The 17,449-nt window shown below is 68.3% G+C and carries 23 protein-coding genes; 5 read left to right on the top strand and 18 right to left on the bottom strand.

Annotation, left to right across the window (positions count from 1 at the left end):
* Positions 1–75: 75 nt before the first annotated feature.
* A complete protein-coding gene (locus EV647_RS29480) occupies positions 76–624 on the top strand; it encodes a TetR/AcrR family transcriptional regulator (RefSeq protein WP_238175624.1) in 549 nt (182 codons plus the stop codon).
* Entirely contained in the window at positions 621–1,589 is a 969-nt protein-coding gene (locus tag EV647_RS29475; RefSeq protein WP_134008613.1) for a hypothetical protein, read from the top strand. The genes EV647_RS29480 and EV647_RS29475 overlap by 4 nt, the downstream gene beginning before the upstream one ends.
* Here EV647_RS29475 and EV647_RS29470 read toward each other — a convergent pair.
* Both EV647_RS29470 and EV647_RS29465 read right to left on the bottom strand, forming a co-directional pair.
* Entirely contained in the window at positions 1,586–3,346 is a 1,761-nt protein-coding gene (locus tag EV647_RS29470; RefSeq protein ID WP_134008609.1) for a hypothetical protein, read from the bottom strand. The genes EV647_RS29475 and EV647_RS29470 overlap by 4 nt on opposite strands.
* Before the next feature lie 15 nt (positions 3,347–3,361).
* Positions 3,362–5,044, bottom strand: coding sequence for an ABC-F family ATP-binding cassette domain-containing protein (locus tag EV647_RS29465; RefSeq protein ID WP_134008607.1), 1,683 nt, complete (start codon positions 5,042–5,044; stop codon positions 3,362–3,364).
* 120 nt (positions 5,045–5,164) lie between these two features.
* Between EV647_RS29465 and EV647_RS29460 the strand changes: the two genes are divergently transcribed.
* Together EV647_RS29460 and EV647_RS29455 are read left to right on the top strand one after the other, a co-directional pair.
* The gene (locus tag EV647_RS29460) at positions 5,165–5,374 is read left to right on the top strand and encodes a hypothetical protein (protein WP_134008604.1); all 210 of its coding nucleotides are present in this window, start codon (positions 5,165–5,167) and stop codon (positions 5,372–5,374) included.
* Positions 5,371–6,531, top strand: a complete 1,161-nt coding sequence (locus EV647_RS29455) for a hypothetical protein (RefSeq protein ID WP_134008601.1) — start codon at positions 5,371–5,373, stop codon at positions 6,529–6,531. The genes EV647_RS29460 and EV647_RS29455 overlap by 4 nt, the downstream gene beginning before the upstream one ends.
* A 1-nt stretch (position 6,532) precedes the next feature.
* Here the strand turns inward: EV647_RS29455 and EV647_RS29450 are convergent, their stop codons facing one another.
* The 14 genes from EV647_RS29450 to EV647_RS29385 form a co-directional block, all read right to left on the bottom strand.
* A complete protein-coding gene (locus tag EV647_RS29450) occupies positions 6,533–7,300 on the bottom strand; it encodes a hypothetical protein (RefSeq protein ID WP_134008598.1) in 768 nt (255 codons plus the stop codon).
* A complete protein-coding gene (locus tag EV647_RS29445) occupies positions 7,293–7,814 on the bottom strand; it encodes a SigE family RNA polymerase sigma factor (RefSeq protein WP_238177450.1) in 522 nt (173 codons plus the stop codon). The genes EV647_RS29450 and EV647_RS29445 overlap by 8 nt, the downstream gene beginning before the upstream one ends.
* Before the next feature lie 69 nt (positions 7,815–7,883).
* Entirely contained in the window at positions 7,884–9,227 is a 1,344-nt protein-coding gene (locus EV647_RS29440) for a zeta toxin family protein (protein WP_134008592.1), read from the bottom strand.
* Positions 9,224–9,511 (bottom strand): hypothetical protein, encoded by a 288-nt coding sequence (locus tag EV647_RS29435; RefSeq protein WP_134008589.1) that lies wholly within the window; start codon positions 9,509–9,511, stop codon positions 9,224–9,226. The genes EV647_RS29440 and EV647_RS29435 overlap by 4 nt, the downstream gene beginning before the upstream one ends.
* A gap of 39 nt (positions 9,512–9,550) precedes the next feature.
* Positions 9,551–10,150 (bottom strand): class I SAM-dependent methyltransferase, encoded by a 600-nt coding sequence (locus EV647_RS29430; protein ID WP_238177449.1) that lies wholly within the window; start codon positions 10,148–10,150, stop codon positions 9,551–9,553.
* Positions 10,143–10,970 (bottom strand): tRNA pseudouridine(38-40) synthase TruA, encoded by an 828-nt coding sequence (truA, locus tag EV647_RS29425; protein WP_134008584.1) that lies wholly within the window; start codon positions 10,968–10,970, stop codon positions 10,143–10,145. The genes EV647_RS29430 and truA overlap by 8 nt, the downstream gene beginning before the upstream one ends.
* Positions 10,971–11,032: 62 nt before the next feature.
* Complete coding sequence (gene rplQ / locus EV647_RS29420) at positions 11,033–11,596, bottom strand: 50S ribosomal protein L17 (RefSeq protein ID WP_134008581.1); 564 nt, start codon at positions 11,594–11,596, stop codon at positions 11,033–11,035.
* Between the two features lie 68 nt (positions 11,597–11,664).
* Positions 11,665–12,690, bottom strand: coding sequence for a DNA-directed RNA polymerase subunit alpha (locus EV647_RS29415; RefSeq protein ID WP_130384620.1), 1,026 nt, complete (start codon positions 12,688–12,690; stop codon positions 11,665–11,667).
* A 100-nt stretch (positions 12,691–12,790) separates the two neighbouring features.
* The gene (gene rpsD, locus EV647_RS29410) at positions 12,791–13,399 is read right to left on the bottom strand and encodes a 30S ribosomal protein S4 (RefSeq protein WP_131335164.1); all 609 of its coding nucleotides are present in this window, start codon (positions 13,397–13,399) and stop codon (positions 12,791–12,793) included.
* Positions 13,400–13,425: 26 nt separating this feature from the next.
* Positions 13,426–13,833: a 30S ribosomal protein S11 gene (gene rpsK, locus EV647_RS29405; protein ID WP_130384622.1), complete on the bottom strand. Its 408-nt coding sequence runs from the start codon at positions 13,831–13,833 to the stop codon at positions 13,426–13,428.
* 38 nt (positions 13,834–13,871) lie between these two features.
* The gene (rpsM, locus tag EV647_RS29400) at positions 13,872–14,243 is read right to left on the bottom strand and encodes a 30S ribosomal protein S13 (protein ID WP_133789395.1); all 372 of its coding nucleotides are present in this window, start codon (positions 14,241–14,243) and stop codon (positions 13,872–13,874) included.
* 183 nt (positions 14,244–14,426) lie between these two features.
* Positions 14,427–14,540 (bottom strand): 50S ribosomal protein L36, encoded by a 114-nt coding sequence (rpmJ, locus tag EV647_RS29395; RefSeq protein WP_008361054.1) that lies wholly within the window; start codon positions 14,538–14,540, stop codon positions 14,427–14,429.
* Between the two features lie 33 nt (positions 14,541–14,573).
* Complete coding sequence (gene infA, locus EV647_RS29390; protein ID WP_012923661.1) at positions 14,574–14,795, bottom strand: translation initiation factor IF-1; 222 nt, start codon at positions 14,793–14,795, stop codon at positions 14,574–14,576.
* Between the two features lie 97 nt (positions 14,796–14,892).
* Complete coding sequence (locus EV647_RS29385; protein WP_130384623.1) at positions 14,893–15,222, bottom strand: helix-turn-helix domain-containing protein; 330 nt, start codon at positions 15,220–15,222, stop codon at positions 14,893–14,895.
* Between the two features lie 76 nt (positions 15,223–15,298).
* On the opposite strand from EV647_RS29385, the gene EV647_RS29380 reads away from it, so the two are divergent.
* Complete coding sequence (locus EV647_RS29380; protein ID WP_134008578.1) at positions 15,299–16,156, top strand: NAD(P)-dependent oxidoreductase; 858 nt, start codon at positions 15,299–15,301, stop codon at positions 16,154–16,156.
* Here the strand turns inward: EV647_RS29380 and EV647_RS29375 are convergent.
* Both EV647_RS29375 and EV647_RS29370 read right to left on the bottom strand, forming a co-directional pair.
* Complete coding sequence (locus EV647_RS29375) at positions 16,137–16,952, bottom strand: hypothetical protein (protein WP_238177448.1); 816 nt, start codon at positions 16,950–16,952, stop codon at positions 16,137–16,139. The genes EV647_RS29380 and EV647_RS29375 overlap by 20 nt on opposite strands.
* Positions 16,949–17,395 carry a DUF1707 domain-containing protein gene (locus EV647_RS29370; protein WP_134008575.1) on the bottom strand — a complete coding sequence of 149 codons (447 nt, stop codon included), beginning with the start codon at positions 17,393–17,395 and terminating at the stop codon, positions 16,949–16,951. The genes EV647_RS29375 and EV647_RS29370 overlap by 4 nt, the downstream gene beginning before the upstream one ends.
* Positions 17,396–17,449: the final 54 nt, after the last annotated feature.

Here is a 17,449-nt window from a genome sequence, read left to right as displayed (position 1 = left end):
GAGGGTGTCTGAGGATCCCGCGCAGTAGGCGCGGGATCCTCAGACACCCTCACAGTGCGACGGAGGGGAGTTGGGGTGCGAGCAGACGCACGGGACAATCGGGCCAGGATCATGACGGCCGCGGACGACGTCTTCGGGCGGTCGCCGGGGGCGTCGACCGACGATGTGGCGAAGCTGGCCGGGGTCGGGATCGCGACCGTGTTCCGGCATTTCGCGACCAAGACCGAGCTGCTCGAGGCGGTGCTGACGCTGCGGCTGGAGCGGATCCGCGACCGGGCCCTCGAACTGGCCGGCAGCGACGACCCGGGTACGGCGTTCTTCGAGTTCTTCACGCAGGTCGTGTCGGAGTCCGCGTCGAAGCTGGCGATCGCCGAAGCGCTGACCGCGGCGGGGGCGGCGGCCGGCGAGGAGGCGCGGGAGGCCGGCCGGGGGATGCGGGAGGCGTTCAGCGGCTTGCTGGCCGCGGCCCAGAAGACCGGCGCGGTCCGCGCCGACGCGGAGATGCCCGAGGTGTACGCGCTGCTGATCGGCGCGTCCCGCGGCGCGACCGCGGCCAAGCTCGACCCGGAGACCCGCGACCGGATGCTCGCCCTGATCTACGACGGCCTGAAGCCTCCCCGGTGAAGCGCGTTCTCAAAGTCGTCGTTGTCCTGCTGCTGCTTCTGATTGTCCCGCTCGGGGCCTACGCGATCTCACTGCGCGTGCAGTACACCGGCGACCCGACGGCCCGGACCCGCGGCCAGGACGCGCTCTGGCTCGGTCACGCCTGGGTCGACGGCCGGAAGTCCGCCGCCGACGTGACCGCGCTGGCGCAACGGTTGCGGGGCACTGGCATCCGCGACCTCTACGTGCACACCGGCCCGTTGGAGCACGACGGCTCGTTGCCGTTGGCAAAGGTTTCGCCGAAGGCGCGCTGGTTCGTCGATGCGATGCATGCCGCGGCTCCCGCCGTACGCGTGCAGGCCTGGCTCGGAGACGTCGTACAGCCGGGCAAGGATCCCGGTATGAATCTCGATGATTCGGCCGTCCGCGGCCGGGTCGTCGAGTCGGCGTCCGCCGTTCTGCAGCAGGGGTTTCAGGGCATCCACTACGACTTCGAGCCGGTGCGATCCGGGTCGAAGGGCTACCTGTCCGTGCTGGACGAGACGCGTGCCCTGGGTACAACGTTGTCGGTCGCGGCGGCGCAGATCGACCCGCTCTGGTACTTGCACGTGATCCCGGTCGACAAGTGGTGGTCCCAGGACTACTTCCGCCAGGTCGCGGAACGGGTCAACCAGGTCGCCGTCATGTCCTACGACACCGCACTGCCGCTGGAGTCCTTGTACGGCGGGTACGTCGCCAAGCAGACCAAGCTGGCGTTGGAGGTCACCCCACCAGCCACGGACCTCCTCATGGGACTCCCGGCGTACTGGGAGAACAATCCGGCCCATTGGGGCGACGCGGAGACCGTCAGCGCGGCAGTCCGCGGCGCACGTCTCGGTCTTGGCGACTCACCGCGTCAGAACTTCGGTCTGGCCTTGTACGTCGACTTCGCGGCCACCGACGAGCACTGGACGGCGTACCGCGACGGCTGGTGCGTGGCGCCCTAGAAAGGGTTCCAGCGGGTCAGGACGAGGATGAGGACGCACACGGCTACGTAGATCGCGTTGATCAGCAGCACCGGCGAGGGACGGCGGGCGATCGGCTCCTCCGGCAGACCGGTGTGCGAACGCAGCCGGAGCGTCTCGAACACGGCAGCGACGTTGGCCAGTTCCTTGTCCGCGATACCGCCGACAACATGCCAGTCGTCACCTGCCTCCAGGCTGAGCCCGTCCTCCTCGACCTCGACCGAATCCACGACCCGCCACGACAGGCGCCGCTCCAACCAGCCAGTGCGAATCCACAGGTCGGTCGCGGTGGCAGTCACCCGGAAGAGGGCACGTGAGCCGAGCGAGTGCACCAGCTGTGCGCCGACCAGAGTCGCCATGCACGCACCGAACCATTCGCCCCAGCTTGCGAAGGCCCCGACTGCGAGCGGCCCGACGAGCAGTACGGCGATGAGTGCCGGCAGGTTCCACCAAGACCGAGCCCGCAGCGGAACCTCCCATGGCAGCGTCGGCACCTCCCGCGCCGGCTCGACGGGCGGCGCGGTGGGCGCGTCCTCGGCCGGCTCGAAATCCGTCGGCAAGCTGCTGGCTGTCTCGTCGTGCCACGGCAGCTTCCTGAACGCGCGGAACGGGCTGACCGGCCGGAGCGCCTGACTACCGAGCAGCAATGTCGGCCAGCTGCCCTCAGCGAGGTCACCGACGAGCAGTGCGTCGCCGCGGTACCTCATGAGCGTTTGCGCCCACTCCCGCCTGAGCTTGGCCGGCGCCTCGGCCTGCTCCTCCTCGTCGAGCACACTGAAGGCCTCGAGCAACCGCAGGTCGCTCGCTTCGTCGTCCAGGTCGGCGTCGAGAAGGCCCAGCAGGACCGTACCGTCCGCGGACCGGACCGCGAAGGCACCGGAAATGTGCGGATCGATCCGGACAGGCATGGCCGGTCCGCTCCACGACCTCCGCGGACGGGCTCTACGCAGCCGGAGATCGCGCAGGACGAACAGGAGAGCCAACAGCCACGCACCACCAGCCACCGTGTACCAGAAGGTGTAGTCGGCCAGCTCTGCGCGCAACCGGAGCCAGTCTCGGTCGGCAGGGTCGACAAGGACCAGAATCTCCTCGCCGGTGTCGTAGTCACCCGCCACGGACACTTTGCGGCTGCTGCCGTCAGGCAGTTGGAGAGCGAGCTCACCGTCGTCGTTGATGCCCTTCGCAACAGCAGTCTGCTCGACGGCACGTCGTAGATGAGTGTCCTCGCGCGAGTCCTGCCAGTTCATCAGGCCGAGCGCGGCAGCGCCCACCAGCACCAGGGCAACCGCCACGAGCAGCCTGCTCGTCACACCGGTCCGTGCGGCCGCAGGTACTTGCACCTGGTCTCGTTGCATCCGCCCAGCCAGTGACCGTTGGCGGAGGCGGCTCGTGCCGATCCAGATCAGCAGTACGGCACACAGGACGCCGTACACGGTCCAGCCGATCCGCGCTGAGGCGACATTGTCGTACCGGAGGTCGAGAGCCATGAACACCACGCCGGCCACCGCTGCGACGATCGGTTGCCACCACAGCAGGGCGAGCGACGCGAAGCAGGCGATCATCGCCAGTGAGAACGTCCGGTCCGGACCGCAGGTCGTCGGGACCTCGACCGAGCAATTGCTGGTGTCGCCGATGACCGATGCCAGGATCGCCCCGAGCCAGAGCGCCGGCAGCAGCCAGCGATAGGTCCAGCTCGGTACGACGGTGCGAGCCCAGCGGGCCGCGAGAGCGCCTGTCATTCGAGAACTGTAAGGTCAGCGGGCCCTTTCCACGCGACCTTCGTCCCAGACCGGCTCGTCGGGTTCGTAGACCGAGCCGTCGGCGCCGAAGACCAGGTAGCGGTCGAACCCCCGGGCGAACCAGCGGTCGTGGGTCACTGCGAGGACCGTGCCGTCGAACGAGTCGAGGCCCTCCTCCAGTGCCTCGGCCGACTCGACGTCCAGGTTGTCGGTGGGCTCGTCGAGAAGCAGCAGCGTCGCACCGGACAGCTCCAGGAGAAGGATCTGGAAACGGGCCTGCTGACCTCCTGACAGGCTGTCGAAGGTCTGCTCGGCCGCGTGTGCCAGCTCGTACCGGTCCAGCTTCCGCGACGCCAGCTCGCGTCCCATGCCGTCACGGTGGTCGTCACCGCGGTGCAGGATCTCCAGCAACGTCCTACCGACCAGCTCCGGGTGCTCGTGGGTCTGCGCGAACCAGCCGGGCCGCACGCGCGCACCGAGCTTGGCGTTGCCGGTGTGCGCCACGGACGGGATCCGTATGTCGCCGACGGGCTCGTGCTCCACATCCGGATCCGAACCACCATTGGCGAGCAGCCGCAGGAAGTGCGACTTCCCGGACCCGTTGGAGCCCAGTACGGCGACACGTTCGCCGTACCAGACCTCGAGGTCGAAGGGCTTCATCAGGCCGGTCAGCTCGAGTGCGGTGCACACCACGGCCCGCTTGCCGGTGCGGCCGCCTGTCAGCCGCATGCTGACCTTCTGCTCGCGTGGCAAGGCCTGCGGCGGCCCAGCCTCCTCGAACTTGCGCAGCCGCGTCTGCGACGCCCGGTAGCGCGAGGCCATGTCGGAGTTGTATGCCGCTTTCTGCTTGTACATGAGCATCTGCGCCCGCAGCTTGGCGTGCTCCTCGTCCCAGCGCTTGCGCAACTCCTCGAAACGCTCGAACCGGTGCCGCCGCGCCTCGTGGTACGTCGCGAACCCGCCGCCGTGCGTCCACGCCGTATTGCCTGCCGCTCCGAGCTCCACGGTGACGATCCTGGTAGCGGTGTTGGCCAGCAGCTCCCGGTCGTGGCTGATGTACAGCACGGTCTTGTCGGAGCTACGCAACTGCTCCTCCAGCCACCGCTTCCCCGGTACGTCGAGGTAGTTGTCCGGCTCGTCCAGCATCAGTACTTCGTCCGGCCCGCGCAGCAACGCCTCCAGCACCAGTCGCTTCTGCTCACCGCCGGACAGCGTCTTCACCTCACGCCAGCGACAGCGGTCGAACGGTATGCCGAGTGCGGACGTCGTACAGACGTCCCAGAGGACCTCCGCGTCGTACCCACCGACCTCGCCCCAGTCCGCCACCGCCTGCGCATACCGGAGCTGGGTCTTCTCGTCGTCCGCGTCCATCATCTTCTGCTCGGCCTTGTCCAGCTTGGCCGCGGCCTGCTGGATCGCCTCGGGCGCCACACCGAGCAGCAGATCGCGAACGGTCGACGAGTCGCGCACCGAGCCGACGAACTGCCGCATCACGCCCAGCCCGCCGGACCGGGAGATGCTGCCACTGTGCGGCTTCAGGTCGCCGGCGATGATCCTGGTGAGGGTGGTCTTGCCCGAACCGTTCGCCCCGACCAGCGCAACCTTCGCGCCGTCCCCGACCCGGAACGTGACGTCGTCCAGCAACACCCGCCCGTCCGGCAGCTCGAACCCCACACCGGCGACATCCACGTGACCCATCCCCCCAGTCTGACGGCCCCGGCAACCCCCACGCGACCGGTTATCGTGTGCCGGTGCGGCGGGTGCCTGGGCGGCGCACCGGCTCGGTGGCGACCCTTTGAAAAGGAATGATCGGGACGGATGGACGCTTATCGTGAAGCACAGCGGCTGTACGCCGAGGCCATGTTGTCGCATGCCTCCGGGCGGGAACTGATCGCCGAGCTCGAGCGGGCGCTCCAGCGGATCGGGGAACTGCTGCCACAAGCGGCACCGGACCAGCGTTCCGCCGTACTGCTGATGAACAGCTCGATCGCCGAACGGCTCGCCGGGCTGGCGGAGGAGAGCCGATGACCGAGCTCGGTCCGGAGATCCCCCCTGGCACCTGGGAGCACGACTGGGTCTCGTCGGTCGTCGCCAAGGCCGCGGAGTACGCCGGCCGACCCTCCCGCTGGAACGGGAAGCTGTACGAGCAGCCAGGACCGGTCGCAGGCGTGTGTCTTCCCGACGGCAGCATGACGATCAGCCGGGAGCACGTGCTCGACCCGGCCCGTCCCGCCTACACCCCGGGCCGAACGCTGACCAGCGACGAACGGTTCGCGGCGGCCCGCGCGACCACGATGGCGGTGTTCAACGCACGGCTCTCGATGTCCGAGGTCGGCGACGACAGCGTGCCCGGCGCGACACCGATCGGGTCGCTCGAGGACATCGCTCTCGAGAACGCACGAGCCGACCAGTTCAGCCAGGAGTACAGCGGCCGGATCGCCGAGAGCATGACCGAGCAGTCGCTGTCCCTGGGCGGTGACGCTCCGGTGTTCCCGGCGTACTCGGCGGCCACGGATCGGCTGCTGTACACGTTGGGCGACGCCACCGGGATGGGCCACGACCAGCTCGGCGACCTGATCGACAGCACCGCGCGCACGCAGCGGTTCAACGCGATCGCCGACCAGGCGCTCGACCATCAGGTCGGCGAGCTGATCCCCGAGTCGCACCGCGCCCAACTGCGCGAGGCCCTGACCGGGCCGCTCCGCCGCGGACTCGGCGGCCTCACGATGACGGAGATGAGCGAACTCACGCACCCCGGATCAAAGCACAAGTGGGGCTGGGACTCGGCAGAGTGGACCGAGGTGGAGTTCACCACCAACCTCGACGACATCAAGAAGCACTACGAGTCCTGGGACGCCGAGCACCCGGGCGAGGAGCCGCCGGAACTGCCGGACTCGCTGCGTGAGAGGTTCCTCGACCGCGAGGAGGAGATCCAGCAGGTCTGGGCCAGTAAGGGCTGGCCGGCGCAGCAGCCGGTCGCGGGGCGCGAACAGGAGTACTACGAGCGGCTGCCCGAACAGGTGTACCCGAACGCGCGCGAGCAGGAGATCGCCAGGCTGCAGCAGTTCCTGTGGTCGCACACAGCACCGAGCAAGCGCAACGATTCGGCTGTCGACACCGGCGGACGCCCGGACAACGTCCGGCACATCGGCTCGGCCCGCAAGCCCGACCGCGGGGTCGAGTGAGCTACCAGTCCTTGAGGGCGCTCAGGTAGGTGCCGCCGGACGGGCGGACCGCGCCTGTCATGAAGAGCTTCAGCGGCGCGGAGTACAGCCCGTAGACGTGAGTTCCGGTGAAGAAGCCGGCTGACGTACACCCGTCGTACACGACCCAGATCTCCTTGGTACCGGCCGCGGTGCTGAAGCGGAGCGCGATCGCCTCGGAGGGCTTGGCGACCTGCGGAGCGCATTTGAACACCGGCAGGTCCGGGTTCCGCTCCGGGAGCACCTTGATCGCGTCGACCACCTGCTGGGCAACGGCAGCGTCGAACTCCTGCTCTCCGAGCAGACCGCCCTGGCCCGTGCTGTAACGGCAGGCATGCAGACCGGTCACTGGCGTGTTCAGGTCGAGTCCTGTCCCCGTCGGTACGTCGTTCGGCGCTGCCACCTGCTGGATCGGATGCGGGACCGGACAGCTTGTCTTCCCGGCCTTGGAGTTCGGCGCTACGCCCTGTGAGGGCTGCTCCGGTGCGACAGCCCCGCCCTCGGAGGCAGAGTCACTGTGGCTGGTGGCGACGGGTGACTCACCACCCAGCAGGCCCCACACGCCACCGACGGCCGCAACCACCAGGACCGCACCAGCAGCCATCGACAACGCCGTACGGCGCCGGTGCACCCGACGACGTGCTTCACGCGCCAGACCGGTCGTCTGCATCCCCTGAGCGCCCGCGTGGTCCTGGAACGCAGAGGTGATCTTGGGGCCGAGCTCCTGCTCTGGGTCGTGCTGCTCAGGCATCCTCGGCTCCTTCCGTGCTCAGTGTGGTCTTCAACGCTGCCAGTGCTCGGTGTACGTGCGACCGCGCCGTCGCCTCCGCGCAGTGCAGCAACTGGGCGATCTCGGCGTACGACAGCTCCTCGTAGAACCGCAGTACGACGGCAGCTCGCTGCTTGTCGGGGAGGGTCGCGCACAGGTCCCAGATGGCATCAGCCTCGGCGCGGGCCGTCGTACCGTCCGAGACGGCGCGCGCCGTGCGCACCGGGTCGTCGACCGGCGTCTCCCGCCGGCGGAACCGCCGCCACCAGGAGATGTGCGCGTTCACCACCATCCGCTTCACGTACGCCTCGGGGTCGTCGGCACGGCTCACCCGGCCCCACCGCGCGCACGCCGTCGTCAAAGCGTCCTGTACGGCGTCCTCGGCCAGGCTCGCGTCACCCGTGAGGACATACGCGAACCGCAGCAGGGCATCCGCCTTCTCGGTGACCCACGCCTCGAAGTCGAGCGGCCCGGTCCGAACCTCAGCTGCCGCCAAGACTGCCTCCATACCCTCAGGACGCCGGTGTGCCGCTGTCCGTTGCAGTACGACACCATCCGCCCGAGGTCACCGAGCCAACCGACCGTTGTCTCCGCCACCACGCTCGTCGCGAGCCGCACCCTGTCCCCGCTGCGGCCGCTGCCCACCCTCAGGTTGCGAGTGCGTGTCGGCCCCAGGCACAGAGATACCAGACGCAGGGCTCTGCTCAGCCTGCAACCGCACCGCAAACCGCTCCCAGTCATGCCCCTGCTGCGGCCGCGCAGGCACCTGCTGTCCACCCACCGCCTGCGCCCCACCCTGCACCCCCGCCGCCCACCGCGGGTCCTGCGCACCAGCCACCGCCTGCTGCGGCTGCTGCGCCGCCTGCTCCTGCCACGACTGCGCCACGTGCTGCTGATGCGGCGCATACCGCGGAGGCGGAGGCACCTGCTGAGGTTGTTGTGGCTGCTGCGGAACAGCTTGTGGTTGTTGGGTTGGTTGGGCAGCTCGGGTGGCTTCGGCTTGGGCCCTTAGCGCGGTCAGGCGGTGGTGTTCGGCCAGTTTGGGGGCGGCTGTTTGGTGGAGTTTGGCGAGCAGGCGGTGGCCCTCGCGGGTTGCCATCAGGGGCATGGCCTTGAAGTGGTCCTTGAGCGGCCGGCGGGCCAGAGCGTCGAGTTTGTCGTAGCCGCGGACGAAGTGGTTGACCTCCCGGTCGGTCCACGGGCGGTTGCGCTCGGTCTCGATGGCCCAGCGGCTCGAGCCGATCTGGTGCCGCCAGACGCCGTTCTTCTGCTCGTTCGTGAACACCGGCTCGGCCTCGCGCCGCCGGTACACGTGCACGGCGTCGGCCACACCCTGCGCCTCGATCGCATCAGCGGTGTTCAGCATGTCGTGGTAGATCTGATCGTGCTGACCCGCGTCGATCCACCGCCCGTACCCGACCTCCTGGCGGCTGTCGTTGAACCGCTCGATGATCCCGAGCTGACTCTGCGACTCGTGCACGGCCGCAACCGCGACCTCGACCCGGTACCCCTGCTCCTGGAACGACCGCATCAGCTCGAGGTCGCCGATCGGGTACGGCACGACGACGTCCATCCGCCGTGCCTGCACGTCGCCGAGCGCCCGCCCGCGCCACTCCGCCGCATCCTCGGCATGGCCCACCGTCGCGGAGTAGTCGTTGTCGAGCGCCGCACGCGCATACTCGGGGTGCTTCTCCAGCAGCTCGTCGTGATCGAGGACGTACGCCCTCTTCATGCCGAGGCGGTCCATCGCCGCCGCCTGCATGGTCGTCTTGCCCGCACCGGGCTGCCCGAGGATGAACAGCACGGTGGGCTTGCGCCACGGCGGACGCCCCCGGCCGTGCTTGGCAAGTCCAGGCTGGATCCGCCGGACGTAGAACTCGTCCAGCTTCTCCTTCGACAGCCGGCTCATTGCCGACCGGCGCGGACCCGTGCGAGCAGTTCCGGGAACTCCGCGTTGATCCGCGCGATCTCGGGTTTGTCGTCGGGCGACAGTCCGCGCCGCAGCTCTTCGTACCCGGCCGACACCTCCGCCAGCCGATCCGCCTCGACGTGGTCACCGGCGTCGTCAGCGGCACCGATCCGGGCGCTGTACGCCGCGATCACCGCACCGATGCGATTCCGCGCGGACTCGTACGCCCGCTCGTCGTCGAACGACCAGCGCGGGTTCGGCTCGGTGCTCCCCGTTTCCGTCATCCAGACGACGATATCCCGGGCATGGATGCCTGAGGCAAATTAATCCCGGCGGGCCCGCAGCACCCGGAAACCCTTGGCGCTTCCCGTCCGCTGACAGGGATAACCCTGCTCGGTCATCCACCGCTGCAGGGAGTCACCACCCAGGTTCTTTCCGACAACGAACCGGGCGGTCCCACCCGGCGCCAGCCGTTCCAGCCAGCGCAGCAGCATCTTGTGGAGCTCGGGTTTGCCGATGTGGATCGCCGGGTTCGACCAGATCTCGTCGAACCGCACCTCCTCGGGTACGTCGTCCGGCAGCACCGCATGCACCCGCTCCGCGACCCCTGCGGCCTTGGCGTTCTCCGCCGTCAGTTCGAGCGCGCGCGTGTTCACGTCGACCGCCCACACGGTTGCCTGCGGCACCTCGGTCGCCAGCGCGCACGCGATCGGCCCGTAGCCGGTCCCCAGGTCGAGGAACGTCCCGGCCTTCCGCGGCGGCTCGACCTCGCGCAGCAACACCGCCGTACCGATGTCCAGCCGGTCCCGCGAGAACACGCCGGTCGCGGTGGTGAACGTGTACTCCCGCCCCCAGATCCGGGCCTCGACAGTACGTCGCACGTCCGCAGAGCCAGGCTCCGCCGAGAAGTAGTGGTCAGCCACTGCGCCCTCCATTTGGGACGTGAACCTCTCCCCTGACCTGACGGGCCTGCGATGCCCGCGCGGCCAGCTGGTCGTCCGCCGGGTAGCGCACTTCCTCCAACGTCAGCCCGTGCGCCGGCAGGACCGACACAGCCGAGTCCCGCACCTTCCCAGCCAGTACTGCGGCCGGCCACTCGACGTCCCGGCGTCCGTCGCCCACAGGGATCATCGAGCCCACCAGTGCCCGCACCATCGAGTGACAGAAGGCATCTGCGATCACAGTGCCCTCCAGCTGCCCTACGCCCGTCCGCTGCCACGAGAACTCCAGCAGCGCCCGCACTGTGCTGGCACCTTCCCGCTTCTTGCAGAACGCCGCGAAGTCGTGCTCTCCGAGCAGACCGGTCGCGGCAGCGTTCATACGATCCACATCCATCGGACGTCCCACCCGCAGGACATGTCCCCGGGTCAGCGGGTCCCAGCCGGACGGGTCGTCGCACAGCCGGTACACGTACCGCCGGGCCAGGGCGGAGAACCTGGCGTCAAAGCCCTCAGGAGCCGCTGAGACGGCCGTGACAGCTACATCTGCGGGTAGGACGCCGTTCAGCCCTCTCAAGAGCCTCAGCGGGTCCACAGCGCCTTCGACGTCGACGTGGGTGACCTGTCCCCGGGCGTGGACACCCGTGTCGGTCCGGCCGGCACAGGTCACGGTCACCGGCCCCGGCAGTCGCAGTACGACGCGAACCGCCTCTTCGAGCTCCCCCTGCACGGTACGGAGACCCTCCTGACGGGCCCACCCATGAAAGGCCGCTCCGTCGTACCTCAGGTCAATCCGCCAACGCACACGCCAATCTAACGCAAGAGCACCCCCTCACCGCGTGGTGAGGGGGTGCTGCGTGAGGCGCGTTACTTGTCCTCGGTCTTCGCGTCCTCGGCGACGACGTCCTGGACCTTCTCGTCCTGGACGTCCTCGGTCGCGACGTCCTCGGTCGCGACGTCCTCGACCTTGGGCTCGTCCTCGACCTTGTCCTCGGTCTTCGGCTCCTCGGCCGCGGCGGCCTTCTTCGCCGGCGCCTTCTTGGCGGCCGTCTTCTTCGCCTTCGGCGAGTCAGCCAGCGCCTCGACCAGCTCGATCTTCACCATCGGGGCGTTGTCGCCCTTGCGCGGGCCGAGCTTGGTGATCCGGGTGTAGCCACCCGGACGGTCGGCGTACCGCTCGCCGATCTCGGTGAAGAGCACGTGCACGACGCTCTTGTCCTTGATCCGCTTCATCACCTGGCGGCGCGAGTTCAGGTCACCACGCTTCGCCTTGGTGATCATCTGCTCCGCCAGCGGCTGCAGGCGCTTGGCCTTGGCCGCGGTGGTGGTGATGGCGCCGTGCTCGAACAGCGACGTCGCGAGGTTGCTGAGGATCAGCTTCTCGTGCGCCGGGCTGCCGCCCAGCCGGGCACCCTTGGTGGGGGTTGGCATCTCATAACTCCAGGAATCTAAGGCCCGTCGGGCCGAAGGGTTGTAGGGCCCGACGGGCCTTGGTCAGCTCAGTACTGCTCGGTCTCGGCGAAGCTCTCGTCCTCGTCGTCCGCCTCGTTGCCGTAGGCACCGGACGCGGCGCGCAGGTCGAATCCGGGCGGGGAGTCCTTCAGCGACAGGCCCATCTCGGCCAGCTTCAGCTTGACCTCGTCGATCGACTTGGAGCCGAAGTTCCGGATGTCCAGCAGGTCCTGCTCGCTGCGCGAGATCAGCTCACCCACGGTGTGGATGCCCTCGCGCTTCAGGCAGTTGTACGACCGGACGGTCAGCTGCAGGTCCTCGACCGGCAGGGCCAGGTCGGCGGCCATCTGCTCGTCGACCGGCGACGGGCCGATGTCGATGCCCTCGGCCTCGACGTTCAGCTCGCGAGCCAGGCCGAACAGCTCGACCAGGGTCTTACCGGCCGACGCGACGGCGTCGCGCGGCAGCATCGACGGCTTGGTCTCGACGTCGACCACGAGGCGGTCGAAGTCGGTGCGCTGCTCGACACGGGTCGCCTCGACCTTGTAGGTGACCTTGAGGACCGGCGAGTAGATCGAGTCGACCGGCATCCGGCCGATCTCGGCGTCGGCGGACTTGTTCTGTACGGCGGACACGTAGCCGCGGCCCCGCTCGACGACCAGCTCCATCTCGAGCCGGCCCTTCTCGTTCAGGGTGGCGATCTTCAGGTCCGGGTTGTGCACCTCGACACCGGCCGGCGGCGCGATGTCGGCGGCGGTGACGTCACCGGGGCCCTGCTTGCGCAGGTACATGGTGACCGGCTCGTCGTGCTCGGAGGAGACGACCAGGTCCTTCAGGTTCAGGATCAGCTGGGTGGCGTCTTCCTTGACCCCGGCAACGGTGGAGAACTCGTGCAGAACTCCGTCGATCTTGATGCTGGTGACCGCGGCCCCCGGGATGGAGGACAGCAGGGTCCGGCGGATCGAGTTGCCGAGGGTGTAACCGAAGCCCGGCTCCAGCGGCTCGATCACGAACCGCGAGCGGTACTCGTCGACGACCTCTTCGGTCAGGGTGGGGCGCTGTGCGATAAGCACTTCTGTCTTCTTTCTGTTCCGCGACGACCACTATTTGAGGTCGCGAAGGAAGAACGCACCGATCCGGCCGGCGGCCCGCAGGCCGCCGGCCGGGACCGGGTCAGTTCTTCGAGTAGAGCTCGACGATCAGGTGCTCGGCGACCTGGGTGTCGATCTGCTGCCGGGTCGGCAGCTGGTGGACGAGGATCCGCAGCCTTTCGGGCATCACCTCGAGCCATGCCGGTACGACGCGCTCGCTGTGCGTCTCCCGGGCGATGATGAACGGCGTCGTCTCGACCGACTTCTGCTTGACATCGATGATGTCGTGCGCGGCCACGCGGTACGACGGGATGTTCACCTTGCGGCCGTTCACGGTGAAGTGACCGTGGACGACGAGCTGACGGGCCTGCCGACGCGTCCGGGCCAGGCCGGAGCGGTAGACCACGTTGTCCAGGCGGGACTCGAGGATCTGCAGCAGGTTGTCACCGGTCTTGCCGGAGCGCCGCGAGGCCTCTTCGTAGTACCGGCGGAACTGCTTCTCGAGAACGCCGTACGAGTAACGCGCCTTCTGCTTCTCGCGCAGCTGGAGCAGGTACTCGCTCTCCTTCGGGCGGCCGCGGCCGTGCATACCCGGCGGGTACGGACGACGCTCGAACGCCTTGTCGCCACCGACGAGGTCGACCCCGAGACGGCGCGACTTCTTGGTCATAGGTCCGGTGTAACGGGCCATGGTTCGCTACCTTCCTCTCTCTGGGATCAGACCCGGCGCCGCTTCGGCGGGCGGCATCCGTTGTGGGCGACTGGGGTGACGTCCTGGATGGTGCCGACCTCGAGGCCGACCGCGCCCAGTGAACGGATCGCGGTCTCACGGCCGGAACCGGGACCCTTGACGAACACGTCGATCTTGCGCATGCCGTGCTCCATCGCCCGGCGCCCGGCGGCCTCGGCGGCCATCTGCGCGGCGAACGGGGTCGACTTGCGCGAACCCTTGAAGCCGACGGTGCCCGCGGAGGCCCACGAGATGACCGCGCCGGTCGGGTCGGTGATCGTCACGATCGTGTTGTTGAACGTGCTCTTGATGTGAGCGTGGCCGGCGGCCACGTTCTTCTTCTCCTTGCGGCGCACCTTCTTCGCGCCGGCCGCGCTGCGGCTCTTGGGAGGCATAGGTCAGTTGCTCCTGGGGTGGTCGAAAGTCATCCGGGTCACTTCTTCTTCTTGCCGGCGATCGCCTTACGGCGGCCCTTGCGGCTACGGGCGTTGGTCCGCGTGCGCTGACCGCGCACCGGAAGCCCGCTGCGGTGCCGGCGACCCTGGTACGACCCGATCTCGATCTTGCGGCGGATGTCCGCGGTCACCTCGCGACGGAGGTCACCTTCGATCTTGTAGTTGCCTTCGATCCAGTCCCGGAGCTTGACCAGCTCGTCGTCGCCCAGCTCGTGGACGCGCTTGTCCGGGGAGACCCCGGTGTTCTTCAGTGTCTCCAGGGCGCGTGTGCGGCCCACACCGAAGATGTAGGTCAGAGCGACCTCGATGCGCTTGTCGCGCGGCAGGTCGACTCCTACGAGGCGTGCCATGTGGCGGTGTTCCTTTCGTCAGCAGAGGTGTGGTGGCGCGCTGCGTCCTTGCCCGCCTCGGTGACTTGTGGTGCTTCACCGGCAAGGCCCCGGCCTCTGTTCCAGGGGCAACGCCCGGGACGGATCCCGGACGAGCATGCGCGCTGTGGTGCGAAAGTGCTGTGCTACTGCGTGAAGGCTTTGTCAGCCCTGCCGCTGCTTGTGCCGCGGGTTCTCGCAGATCACCATGACCCGGCCGTGACGGCGGATCACCTTGCACTTGTCGCAGATCTTCTTGACGCTCGGATTGACCTTCATCGAGCTACTTTCTTCGACAGGTGTTGGTGGGTCTTACTTGTACCGATAGACGATGCGACCCCGGGTGAGGTCGTACGGCGACAGCTCCACGACGACCCGGTCCTCGGGGAGGATCCGGATGTAGTGCTGCCTCATCTTGCCGCTGATGTGCGCGAGCACCTTGTGCCCGTTGGACAGCTCAACACGGAACATCGCGTTCGGCAGGGCCTCGACGATGGTGCCCTCGAGTTCGATAACTCCCTCTTTTTTGGGCATGTCCTCGCACTTCTGTAGACGTGACTGGCTATGGCCACAAAGTAGCCAAGGAATGAGTGTACGCCACGCACCCAGGCGAAACCCAATCGAGACCGGATCAGCGCACGCGGGAGGCCTCGAGCTCGGTCAGATGGTCCGATCCCCAGGTGTCCAAGGGTATCAGCGCCTCGTTGAGTGACCGCCCGAGTTCGGTCAGTGAGTACTCCACCTTCGGCGGCACCTGGTGAAACACCTCCCGATGCACGATGTCGCGCGACTCGAGCTCCCGCAACTGCTGGATCAGCATCTTCTCGGTGACCCCGGTGATCTCCCGCCGCAGCTCCCCGAACCGCATCGGCCCGTGGTGCAGCGCCCACAGGATCCGCGGCTTCCACTTCCCGCCGATCACGTCGGCGGCCGCATCCAGACCACAGGTGTAGGCGCGCATGCTTACCTTTCCGTCAGTACCTGACTATTTAGTGGGTACTTGTCCATCTTAAAGCCTCGGCTCCAGGGTGGACGGCATGAAGACACCTGTCACCGTCCTGGGGCTCGGGGCGATGGGGACCGCTCTCGCCCGGGCCTTCCTGGCCGCCGGCCATCCGACCACCGTCTGGAACCGCACGCCCGGCCGCTCCCCCGAACTCGACGCGGCACGCGCCGCCACCGCCGGCGAGGCGATCGCGGCCAGTCCGCTCGTTGTGGTCTGCCTGCTCGTCGACGACACCGTCCGCAGCACGCTCGAGGGCATCGACCTCACCGGCAAGACGATCGTCAACCTCACCAACAGCACGCCCGACCAGGCGCGGACCACAGCGGAGCGAGTCACGGCCGCAGGGGCGCAGTACGTCGACGGCGGGATCATGGCCGTCCCCGCGATGATCGGCGGACCCGCGGCCTTCATCTTCTACAGCGGCGTACCGGAAGCCTTCGAGAAGCATCGCGCCGACCTGTCCGCGCTGGCACGTCCCGAGTACGTCGGCGCCGACCCGGGCCTCGCCGCGCTCTACGACATCGCCTTGCTGAGCGCGATGTACGGGATGTTCGGCGGCGCCCACCACGCGCTGGCGCTCATCGGCACCGAGAACGTCCCCGCCGAACCGTTCACGGAACGCTTGCTGCTTCCGTGGCTGACCGCGATGCTCGGCTCCCTGCCTCGCATCGCCGACGAGCTCGACAACGGCCCGTCCGGCACAGCCGGCTCGAACCTCGCGATGCAAGCGGCCGCCTACGACAACCTGACCGGCACATCCATCGCGCAAGGCGTTGACCCGATGCTGCTGGAGCCGATGGGCGGGTTGCTGCGCAAGGCCGTTGCCGCGGGGCACGGCGATGCGGACCTCGCAGCGCTCGTCGGCTTGCTCAGGACTCCTGCCGGGTAGCGGCCCACTGTTCGCCCGCGCGCCAGATCTGTTCGGGCATCAGGTCCAGCAGGTCGCAGGCCGCGTCCAGTTGCGCGAGGGCGGTGGTCGCGTCCCGGTACGCCGGGAGGATCGCAACGAACCGCCGGCCCTCGCAGCTGAAACCGAACGCCGGTACGTCGGCCAGCGCCTCGACCGCCCGCGGATGCAGGACCGCCGTCGCGTGGTCCTCGCGCCCGTTGAACAAGCGGTACTGCGCCGGCAGCCCGTCGATCGTCAACGGCAACGGCAGGTAGCTCGCCGCCGCGACCGGTGCGAGCCCCGAAGGCAGCACCTGCAACGGCGGCAGCGGCCGATCCACGTGCAGATCGAGGAAGTCGAAGCCGAGTTCACGTCGCCGTACCTTGTGCCGGAACCGCCCGGTCCAGAACTCCCGGCCGCGATGGCTGCCGGACGTCACGTCGACGACCTCGGCCTCCGGATCCGCGTCGAACGGTGGGAACGGCCAACGATCCAGTAGTTCCCTCCCGGACGCGCTGATCCGCCAGCCGAGCTGCCCGGCGGCATCGGCCCACGCGCGTCGCCGGCGGCCGTCACGGATCCGCAGCAGCACCGTGAACCCGATCAGCACCAGGAACCAGGCCATCACCAGCCAGCCCACCCAGCGCGGCTCCAGCAGTAACCCGGCGATCGCCAGTGGTACGGCGACGGCGAACCAGATCACGTAGACGATCGCGGCCCCTTGGTGCAGCTGCCATGCCAGATCCGGCCGCAGCCGCGGACCGGTCACACGTCGGCTGACCGGGGCCGTCGTCAACGGCGCCTGCCAAGGCCGCCGAGGGCGATGATCGCCCACGGGATCAGCAGCCAGACCGGCCAGAAGTGCGGCCAGTGCCCGCCGTTGCCGATCCCGATCACGAACCAGATCAGCACGTTGATCAGCACGACACCGGTGAATCCGCCCACGGACCTGCGTCCGCGGTCCGGGTGGTTGTCCTTCTTCCGCTCCGGGAAGTTCCCCGGCTCCGGCCCCGGCTTGCTGTCCTGCACCACCTTGGGCGTCTCGTAGGTGCGGACCGCCGGCAGGTCACGCACCAGCGGCTCGAGCTCGCCGTACGTCTGCACGGTGTAGAGCTGGTCGAGACGGGACGAGAACTCGGGCTGGTCCAGCCGGCCGTCCGCGAACGCGTCCCGCAACCGCCCGGCGATCTTGTCCCGGTCGGCTTCGGTGAAACGCTGGTGCGGCTGGTACTGAGGCATGTCTCAAGTGTGCCTCAGCCCCGGTCCCCTCCGCGTCCCCCAACGGGTGGACGC

Origin of the sequence: Kribbella sp. VKM Ac-2566 (assembly GCF_004366005.1) — a bacterium.
GTDB classification, from domain to species: domain Bacteria; phylum Actinomycetota; class Actinomycetes; order Propionibacteriales; family Kribbellaceae; genus Kribbella; species Kribbella pratensis.
The sequence above is the reverse complement of the archived record's forward strand: the minus strand, read 5'-3'. Positions and strand labels throughout refer to the sequence as shown.

Bases quoted from the DNA above. Each gene is read 5' to 3' on its own strand.
- rplQ (WP_134008581.1), bottom strand. From the start codon at position 11,596: ATGCCAACCCCCACCAAGGGTGCCCGGCTGGGCGGCAGCCCGGCGCAC.
- EV647_RS29385 (WP_130384623.1), bottom strand. From the start codon at position 15,222: ATGCGCGCCTACACCTGTGGTCTGGATGCGGCCGCCGACGTGATCGGC.
- EV647_RS29450 (WP_134008598.1), bottom strand. From the start codon at position 7,300: ATGCCTGAGCAGCACGACCCAGAGCAGGAGCTCGGCCCCAAGATCACC.
- EV647_RS29460 (WP_134008604.1), top strand. From the start codon at position 5,165: ATGGACGCTTATCGTGAAGCACAGCGGCTGTACGCCGAGGCCATGTTG.
- EV647_RS29470 (WP_134008609.1), bottom strand. From the start codon at position 3,346: ATGACAGGCGCTCTCGCGGCCCGCTGGGCTCGCACCGTCGTACCGAGC.
- EV647_RS29370 (WP_134008575.1), bottom strand. From the start codon at position 17,395: ATGCCTCAGTACCAGCCGCACCAGCGTTTCACCGAAGCCGACCGGGAC.
- rpsK (WP_130384622.1), bottom strand. From the start codon at position 13,833: ATGCCTCCCAAGAGCCGCAGCGCGGCCGGCGCGAAGAAGGTGCGCCGC.
- rpsM (WP_133789395.1), bottom strand. From the start codon at position 14,243: ATGGCACGCCTCGTAGGAGTCGACCTGCCGCGCGACAAGCGCATCGAG.
- EV647_RS29435 (WP_134008589.1), bottom strand. From the start codon at position 9,511: ATGACGGAAACGGGGAGCACCGAGCCGAACCCGCGCTGGTCGTTCGAC.
- rpmJ (WP_008361054.1), bottom strand. From the start codon at position 14,540: ATGAAGGTCAATCCGAGCGTCAAGAAGATCTGCGACAAGTGCAAGGTG.
- EV647_RS29440 (WP_134008592.1), bottom strand. From the start codon at position 9,227: ATGAGCCGGCTGTCGAAGGAGAAGCTGGACGAGTTCTACGTCCGGCGG.
- EV647_RS29465 (WP_134008607.1), bottom strand. From the start codon at position 5,044: ATGGGTCACGTGGATGTCGCCGGTGTGGGGTTCGAGCTGCCGGACGGG.
- infA (WP_012923661.1), bottom strand. From the start codon at position 14,795: ATGCCCAAAAAAGAGGGAGTTATCGAACTCGAGGGCACCATCGTCGAG.
- EV647_RS29455 (WP_134008601.1), top strand. From the start codon at position 5,371: ATGACCGAGCTCGGTCCGGAGATCCCCCCTGGCACCTGGGAGCACGAC.
- rpsD (WP_131335164.1), bottom strand. From the start codon at position 13,399: ATGGCCCGTTACACCGGACCTATGACCAAGAAGTCGCGCCGTCTCGGG.
- EV647_RS29380 (WP_134008578.1), top strand. From the start codon at position 15,299: ATGAAGACACCTGTCACCGTCCTGGGGCTCGGGGCGATGGGGACCGCT.